The 6,880-nt window shown below is 76.2% G+C and carries 10 protein-coding genes and 1 pseudogene; 5 read left to right on the top strand and 6 right to left on the bottom strand.

The window, feature by feature from the left end; all coding sequences use genetic code 11:
* Both ICW40_RS13870 and ICW40_RS13865 read right to left on the bottom strand, forming a co-directional pair.
* The coding region (locus ICW40_RS13870; protein WP_221654608.1) for a deoxyribodipyrimidine photo-lyase at window positions 1-970 on the bottom strand (970 nt) is incomplete at its 3' end.
* Window positions 967-1,197, bottom strand: a complete 231-nt coding sequence (locus ICW40_RS13865) for a zinc-ribbon domain-containing protein (protein ID WP_221654607.1) — start codon at window positions 1,195-1,197, stop codon at window positions 967-969. The genes ICW40_RS13870 and ICW40_RS13865, both read right to left, overlap by 4 nt.
* Window positions 1,198-1,340: 143 nt before the next feature.
* On the opposite strand from ICW40_RS13865, the gene ICW40_RS13860 reads away from it, so the two are divergent.
* The 4 genes from ICW40_RS13860 to ICW40_RS13845 all read left to right on the top strand — a co-directional run bounded on the left by ICW40_RS13860 (window position 1,341) and on the right by ICW40_RS13845 (window position 3,459).
* Window positions 1,341-1,721, top strand: coding sequence for a cupin (locus ICW40_RS13860; RefSeq protein ID WP_308121803.1), 381 nt, complete (start codon window positions 1,341-1,343; stop codon window positions 1,719-1,721).
* Between the two features lie 120 nt (window positions 1,722-1,841).
* On the top strand, window positions 1,842-2,489 hold the full coding sequence (locus ICW40_RS13855; RefSeq protein WP_260459214.1) for a ClpP family protease: 648 nt from the start codon (window positions 1,842-1,844) through the stop codon (window positions 2,487-2,489).
* Complete coding sequence (locus ICW40_RS13850; protein ID WP_221654606.1) at window positions 2,486-3,082, top strand: ClpP family protease; 597 nt, start codon at window positions 2,486-2,488, stop codon at window positions 3,080-3,082. Before ICW40_RS13855 ends, ICW40_RS13850 begins: the two co-directional genes overlap by 4 nt.
* A gap of 116 nt (window positions 3,083-3,198) precedes the next feature.
* Window positions 3,199-3,459 (top strand): hypothetical protein, encoded by a 261-nt coding sequence (locus ICW40_RS13845; protein WP_221654605.1) that lies wholly within the window; start codon window positions 3,199-3,201, stop codon window positions 3,457-3,459.
* A 121-nt stretch (window positions 3,460-3,580) separates the two neighbouring features.
* Here ICW40_RS13845 and ICW40_RS13840 read toward each other — a convergent pair whose 3' ends face one another.
* Complete coding sequence (locus tag ICW40_RS13840; RefSeq protein WP_221654604.1) at window positions 3,581-4,012, bottom strand: helix-turn-helix domain-containing protein; 432 nt, start codon at window positions 4,010-4,012, stop codon at window positions 3,581-3,583.
* A 213-nt stretch (window positions 4,013-4,225) separates the two neighbouring features.
* Between ICW40_RS13840 and ICW40_RS13835 the strand changes: the two genes are divergently transcribed.
* A complete protein-coding gene (locus ICW40_RS13835; protein ID WP_221654603.1) occupies window positions 4,226-5,362 on the top strand; it encodes an LLM class flavin-dependent oxidoreductase in 1,137 nt (378 codons plus the stop codon).
* Window positions 5,363-5,543: 181 nt separating this feature from the next.
* On the opposite strand, the gene ICW40_RS13830 is transcribed toward ICW40_RS13835, so the two are convergent.
* From ICW40_RS13830 to ICW40_RS13820, 3 genes and pseudogenes are all read right to left on the bottom strand, one after another.
* Window positions 5,544-6,011, bottom strand: coding sequence for an SRPBCC family protein (locus tag ICW40_RS13830; protein ID WP_221654602.1), 468 nt, complete (start codon window positions 6,009-6,011; stop codon window positions 5,544-5,546).
* On the bottom strand, window positions 6,008-6,325 hold the full coding sequence (locus tag ICW40_RS13825; protein WP_221654601.1) for an ArsR/SmtB family transcription factor: 318 nt from the start codon (window positions 6,323-6,325) through the stop codon (window positions 6,008-6,010). Before ICW40_RS13825 ends, ICW40_RS13830 begins: the two co-directional genes overlap by 4 nt.
* 205 nt (window positions 6,326-6,530) lie before the next feature.
* A pseudogene (locus ICW40_RS13820) lies at window positions 6,531-6,880 on the bottom strand (DUF6297 family protein); the annotation flags it as partial.

Below are 6,880 nucleotides of genomic sequence, written 5' to 3'. Positions count from 1 at the left end.
CTCCGGCACCTGCCTCGGCACCGCGGGCCGGGCCGCGCGCTCCCGGGCGCGACGACTCGCCGTCGGGCCACGGCAGCGGTGCGTACGCGATCGGCAGCGGGCGGAGGTCGGCCCATGCCGCGTCCGGGCGGTGCCACAGGACGTCCGCGTAGAACTCGCGCCACGCGAGCTCCGAGACGAACGCCGCGGCGCCGGGCGACCCCGCCGCGGGGTGCGCCGCGACCTCCGCGAGCAGCGTGCGCGGGTGCACGGTCCCGTACTTCAGGTGGACCGAGAGCTGCGAGGTCCCGTCGACGGCGGGCAGGTCGCGCGCGTCCCCGTAGTCCTCGAGCGCCGCGGCGAGGAAGGCGCGCCACCGCTCGCGGGCGGCGGCCTCCGTGACCGCGGGCAGGGCGACGCCGGGCAGGGCGACGTCGGCCTCGGTGCTCGGCAGCGGCTCCGACGCCGGACCGCGGTACCAGCGGACGCGCGGCGTCGCCGCGGGCGCGCGCCAGCCGTGCCGCCGCCACGCGCGGGCGAAGGGCGTGTAGACGCGGTACGGGTCGCCGTCGTCCTTGAGCACTCGGCCGGGCGTGACCGCGTACGGGCTGCCGGTCGCGACGAGGCGGACGCCGGCCGCCTCGAGCGCGGCGGCGACGCGCGCGTCACGGCGGCGTCCGTAGGGCGAGGGCTCGGCGCTCACGTGGACGGTCGTCGCGCCCACCTCGGCCGCGAGCGCGGGGAGCACCGCCTCGGGCCGGCCGGACCGTACGACGAGCGCGCCGTCGTAGGAGTCGGCGACCCCGCGCAGGGCGTCGGCGAGGCACGCGCGCCGCACCGCGCCCGCGGACCCGAGGAGCGCGGGGTCCAGCACGAACACCGGCAGCACCGAGCCCGCGGCGTCGTGCGCGGCGCCGAGCGCGGGCAGGTCGTGCAGGCGCAGGTCCCGCCGGAGCCACAGGACCGCCGGGGCCGCGCCGCCGGCCGTCACGCCGCGGGGTGGCTGCCGAGGACGGCGGGGGCCCACTGGCCGCCGCAGACCGTGCACCGCACCGACTCCTGGGCCGAGCCGAGGGGGAACAGCGGGACCCAGAAGAGGTGGAACCACGTGCGGGTCTCCACCTGCTCGTACTGGCGCTGCTCGTAGCAGTAGGGGCAGTGGAACCACCCCGTGCCCAGGGCCTTGCGGCGCTGACGCGTGCCGAAGAAGAGGAACATCGCACCAGCGTCACCCGCGCGCGCCGATCGCACGACCGGAGCGCTGCGCCGACGCGCCATCGCCCGGTCACCGGCCGGTCGCGCTGGCCGCGGCGGCCTCCGGGCGGGACGATGGGGACCCGGACGACCCTGGAGGAACCGCCGTGGCCCACGTGACCGCTCTCCCCGACCTCGCCGAGCTCACGCGGACGCACCTCGCGGCCGCGCACGAGTCGCCCCACGGCCGCAGCGCCGAGCTCGTGCTGCACGACGGCGTGCTGCGCCAGACGGTCATCGCGCTCACCGGCGGCTCCGAGCTCGGTGAGCACAACGCGCCGCACGCCGCGAGCGTCTTCGTGCTGGCCGGCCGTGTCCGCGTCACCGGGCTCGACCAGGACGAGATCGCGGCCGGTCAGCTGGCACGGCTCACGCACGAGCGGCACGGCGTCGTCGCGCTCGAGGACTCGGCCTTCCTGCTGACCACGGTGACGAGCCTGGAGCCCGAGCAGCGGATCCACGACGACACGCGGTCGCGGCCGCGCTGAGCCGCCGACGTCTGCCGTCGGCAGATCCGCCGCGGGCAGACGCGGGCTCGCGGGGGCCCCGACGGCTGCGACGGTGAGGTGGTCCGCACACCGACGGCCCCGGAGGTCACCGTGCACCACCTGATCGCAGCGCCCTCGGGCGCGGCGTCCCCGCCCACGGCCCAGGTCGAGCCGCCGCCCGCGGGCGGCTTCGACGACCAGCTCGCCGCCCGCCTCCAGCACCAGCGCATCGTGGTCCTCGGCCGCGCCGTCGACGACGAGATCGCCAACCGGATCTGCGCGCAGCTGCTGCTGCTCTCGGCCGAGGACCCCCGGCGTGACATCGCCCTCTACATCAACTCGCCCGGCGGCTCCGTGAGCGCGGCGCTCGCCGTGCACGACACGATGCGGCTGATCCCCAACGACGTCGCGACGCTCGCCATGGGCCTCGCCGCGAGCGCCGCCCAGTTCCTGCTCAGCGCCGGCACACCCGGGAAGCGGTTCATCCTGAAGCACGCGCGCGTGCTCATGCACCAGCCCTCGGGCGGGCTCGGCGGCACGGCGGTCGACATCGCGATCCAGGCCCAGAACATGGCGCACACCAAGCGCACCATGCAGGCGCTCATCGCGGAGCACACCGGCCAGGACGTCGCGACGATCGAGCGCGACAGCGACCGGGACCGGTGGTTCACCGCCGAGGAGGCGCGCGACTACGGGTTCGTCGACCGCGTCGTCGTCGACCTCGACGCCGTCCGCCCGGGCGGCGCGCTGCGGAAGGTGGGGCTGTGACGACTGCCTACACGATCCCGTACGTCGTGGAGCGCCGGCCCACGGGTGAGCGCACCTCGGACGTGTTCAGCCGCCTGCTGTCCGAGCGGATCGTCTTCCTCGGCACGGAGATCGACGACGGCGTCGCGAACGTCGTCATCGCGCAGCTGCTGCACCTGCAGTCCGAGGACCCGGACGCCGACATCAACGTGTACATCAACTCACCGGGCGGCTCGCTCACGGCGCTCATGGCGATCTACGACACGATGCAGTTCGTGCGGCCGGACGTCGCGACCTACTGCATGGGTCAGGCGGCGTCGGCTGCGGCGGTCCTGCTCGCCGCGGGCACGGCCGGCAAGCGGTTCGCGCTCGAGCACTCGCGCGTGCTGCTGCACCAGCCGTCGGGCGGCGGCGAGGGCACCGCGGCAGACCTCGAGATCCAGGCGCGCGAGGTGCTGCGGCTGCGCGCCGAGGTCGAGCAGGTGCTCTCCCGGCACACCGGCCACGACGTCGAGAAGCTGCGCGCCGACACCGACCGCGACCGCATCTTCACGGCGCACGAGGCCGTCGCGTACGGCCTGGTCGACGCGGTCGTCGGCACGATGAAGCGCTGAACCTCCGTCGCGCGAGGGAGGTCGGCTCCGCCGCGGGGCGGGGTGCCTCGCCCGACGGCGGCTCGTAGCGTGGGGAGCAGGGCCCGGGACGGCCGGGCGCGACGAAGGGGTGCACGATGAGCGACGCGACGCCGCCGGCCGCGAGCGGACCAGCCGAGGACCCGGGGACGTCTGCCGCGACCGCCTACCTGCCGATCGGCCTCGTGTTCTTCGTCATCGGTGTGTCGCAGCTGCGCCAGGGCTGGGGCATCGCGTTCCTCGTGCTCGGCATCGTCTTCCTCGGCATGTCGATCGGCGGGAACCTCGCGGGGACCCGCCGCGCCGCGGGCCCGTCCGACGACGCCGCGCCGGGCGGTCCGGAGGGGCCGCCTGCCTGACCCTCGGGGGCGCCCGGAGTCAGGGGGCCGGAGTCGGGTGGCCCCGAGTTGGGTGGCCCGGAGTCGGGTGGCCGGGGTCGGGTGGCCCGGAGTCGGGCAGCCCGGGGTCAGGAAGCCCGGGTCAGGCTGCCCGGAGCACCGCGCTCGCACCGGTGCTCGGTGCGAGGGCGTGCGCGGCGCGGTCGTCTCCGGCCGGGCGGGCGGCGAGGTCGACGACGACGGGCCTCGAGGCGCCGACGAGCGCGCCGTGCGCCTCGCCGAGCAGGTCCACCAGCCCCATGCCGAGCGCGCGGCACACCGCCATGAGCACCTCGGACGACGCCTCCTTGCGCCCGCGCTCGATCTCCGACAGGTACGCGACCGAGACGCGGGCGTCGCGCGCCACGTCGCGCAGCGTGCGCCCCTGCGCCTCGCGGTGGGCGCGGAGGATGTGTCCGACGAGGTGCCGGAACAACGGCTCGGGGCGGGCAGGGCGCACGGGGCGCACAGCCAGCTCGGGTCGGCGTCCTCCTGGGCGCGACGCCGTCGCGCTGGGCGGTGCGGTGGCGGTCATGGCGCTCCTCGCGTCGGCTCCTCGGCCTGCTCTCGGACGCTAGCAGCGGGCACCGACACCGTCGGCGGTCCGCGGGCTCGACGTCGTCCGCCCTCCGCGAACGACGGTCCCGCCGGGCGGGCGGTGTCCGCGGGCGGGGAGCGCGCCGTGGGCCGCGGAGAGCGCGCGGCGGGCCGCGGGAACACCTGGCGGGCCGTCCGCGGTTGGCCCCACGTGAGCACCCCGACGCCCGAGCCCGCCGACCGCACGCCCGAGACGCCCGCCGTTCCCACCGACCCGGCCGTCCCCACCGACCCGGCGTCGCCCGCGTCGCCTGAGTCGCCCACCCACCCGGCGGGCGACGCGACGATCCCCGTCGGCGTCCTCGACTTCGTCGGCATCGAGCACGGCGAGAGCGCGCACGACGCGCTCGAGGGCGCGATCGGCGTCGCGCAGGCCGTCGAGGCCGCCGGGCTGCGGCGCTACTGGGTCTCCGAGCACCACAACATGCACAGCCTCGCGTGCAGCGCGCCCGAGATCCTCGTGGCCGCCGTCGCCGCGCGCACGACGTCGATCCGGGTCGGCGCGGCCGGGATCATGCTTCCCAACCACGCGCCGTTCAAGGTCGCGGAGACGTTCCGCACGCTCCTCGGCCTCTACCCGGGGCGCGTGGACCTCGGCCTCGGGCGCGCGCCGGGGACCGACCCCCTCACCGCTCACGTGCTGCGCCGCGGCCTGCAGGTCGACGTCGGCTCCGACTTCCCCGGCCAGGTGGCCGAGCTGCTCGCGTTCCTCGGCGACGGCTTCCCCGAGGGGCACCCCTACCGCAAGCTCGTCGCGGCGCCCGTCGTCGACGAGGTGCCGCCGGTGTTCGTCCTGGGCTCGAGCCCGTACGGCCCGCAGTTCGCGGCGATCAACGGCCTGCGCACCGTCTTCGCGCACCACATGAGCCCCGAGCTCGCCATCGGGGCGCTGCGCGACTACCGCCGCGACTTCCGCCCCGGGCCGGACGGTGCGGAGCCGTGGTCGGCCATGTCGGTCCTCGCCTTCGCGAGCGACGACGCCGACGCGGTGCTCGAGTTCGAGGCCGGCTGGTCCCTGACCATGCAGAACCTGGCGCGCGGCATCCGCGAGCCGCTGCGGCCCGAGGACGTGCGGGAGTACGCCGCCTCGAGCGCGTTCCGCTCGCGCCGCCTGGTCGAGGAGCCGGACCAGCGGATGGTGACGGGTCCCGCCGACGACGTCGTCGCGCGCCTGCGCGGGCTGCAAGAGCGCGCCGAGGTGGACGAGCTCGTGCTCGTCACGCCGTCGATCGACCGGGCACGCCGGATCGCGAGCCTCGAGGCGGTCGCCGCCGCCTGGCCCCGCTGACCGCCGCCTGGCCCCGCTGACCTCCGCCTGACCCTGTTGAGCGTCGCGGGCAGCCCAGGATGTGCGGCGCACGGGACGCGAGTGGCTGGTGTCGCCTCGGCGGCGGCATCACGGGCCACAGCCGTCCCACCCGTCACGTGCGCCGCACGACCTGGAGCGCCGCCCCGCTGACCGCCGTGCGTCAGGCCGGCACCGTCGCGCCCGCGAGCCGCTCGAGCAGGCCGGCCCAGCCGGTCGGGTCGTCGAGCGCCGCGCGCATCTCGGCCGCGGCCTCGCCGTACTGCTCGAGGCCCCGGTGCTCGAGCCGCACCTCCGTGGCGTCGTCGCCCACAGGGGTGAACCGGATCTCGAGCTCGGTGGCGAGCGCCGGGTCGTAGGTCCACGTGGCGGAGACCTGCCACGTCAGGACGACCCGCGCCGGCGGCTCCCACGCGAGGACGCGGCCCCAGTCGCACTCGCCGCCCTCGACGTCGCGCTCGAACCAGCGCCCGCCCTCGTGCGGCTCGAGGACGACGGACTCGAGCGTGGTCGCGCCGATGCTGTACTCGCGGTTCCACCAGCGGGTCATCTCCGCGGTGAAGACCTCGAACGCCCGCTCCTGCGGGACCCGGACGGTGATGGTCTTCACGATCGGCTCGACGGTGCTCATGGGCGTTCCTCCTGGTCGGCCTCCGCCGCGGCGGCGAAGGACTGCAACGTGTCGGTCCAGAACCGGTCGAGGTAGGCGCGGACGGCGGCGATGCCGTCCGGGTCGACCTCGTAGATGCGTCGCGTGCCCACTGCCCGGTCCCGCACCAGCCCCGCGTCCTTGAGGGCGCGCAGGTGCTGCGAGACGGCGGGCCGGCTCACGGGCATGCCCGCGGCGAGCTCTCCCACCGGCCGTGGCCGCTCGGCGACGCGCTCGAAGACCGCCCGACGGGTCGGGTCGGCGAGCGCCTCGAGGGCCGCTCCGTAAGTGGGCACAAACGGTAAGTTACGCCTTACGGAGGCCGCCGTCCAGGGTGGGGACCCGGATCCGCGCGCAGCTGGAGCGGCACGGTCGTGGAAGCTCCGTCACGCGGACCGGGACGGAACATCCACGCAGAGCGTCCGTGCTGGCGTCGGCCGACGGTGTCAGGGACGTCAGCGCCGCGGACGCCGGGGAGTCAGCGCCGGGGACGCCGGGACGTCAGCGCCTCGGACGTCGCCCGGACGCCGCGACCAGGGACGCGACGAGCGCGAGCGCGAGCCCGTGCTGCACCAGGACCAGCGTGGGGCCGGCCTCGCCCACGTACAGCGCGAGCGCCGTCGGCAGCGTCCCGGCGAGCGCGACGTCGACCCCCTGCGTCATGCCCGTCGTCGGCGGCACCCCGCCCATGGGCGAGGACACGACCACCTGCCGGTGCTTGGGCGGCGGCCGGTAGGCGGCGCGCACCGCGGCGGCCGCGAGCACGAGGGCCCACGCGGGCGCGAGCACGGCGAGCCCCTCGACGGTCGCCACCGCGAGCGCCGACCAGACGGCCGCCACCAGCAGCGGGG

Source organism: Actinotalea ferrariae, assembly GCF_019733465.1.
GTDB classification, from domain to species: domain Bacteria; phylum Actinomycetota; class Actinomycetes; order Actinomycetales; family Cellulomonadaceae; genus Actinotalea; species Actinotalea ferrariae_A.
Note: the sequence above shows the minus strand (reverse complement) of the source record. Positions and strands in the feature narration are given on the sequence as shown.

What these genes read in the sequence shown, in the direction of transcription:
- ICW40_RS13865 (WP_221654607.1), bottom strand. Translation starts at nt 1,197, where the DNA reads ATGTTCCTCTTCTTCGGCACGCGTCAGCGCCGCAAGGCCCTGGGCACG.
- ICW40_RS13845 (WP_221654605.1), top strand. Translation starts at nt 3,199, where the DNA reads ATGAGCGACGCGACGCCGCCGGCCGCGAGCGGACCAGCCGAGGACCCG.
- ICW40_RS13840 (WP_221654604.1), bottom strand. Translation starts at nt 4,012, where the DNA reads ATGACCGCCACCGCACCGCCCAGCGCGACGGCGTCGCGCCCAGGAGGA.
- ICW40_RS13830 (WP_221654602.1), bottom strand. Translation starts at nt 6,011, where the DNA reads ATGAGCACCGTCGAGCCGATCGTGAAGACCATCACCGTCCGGGTCCCG.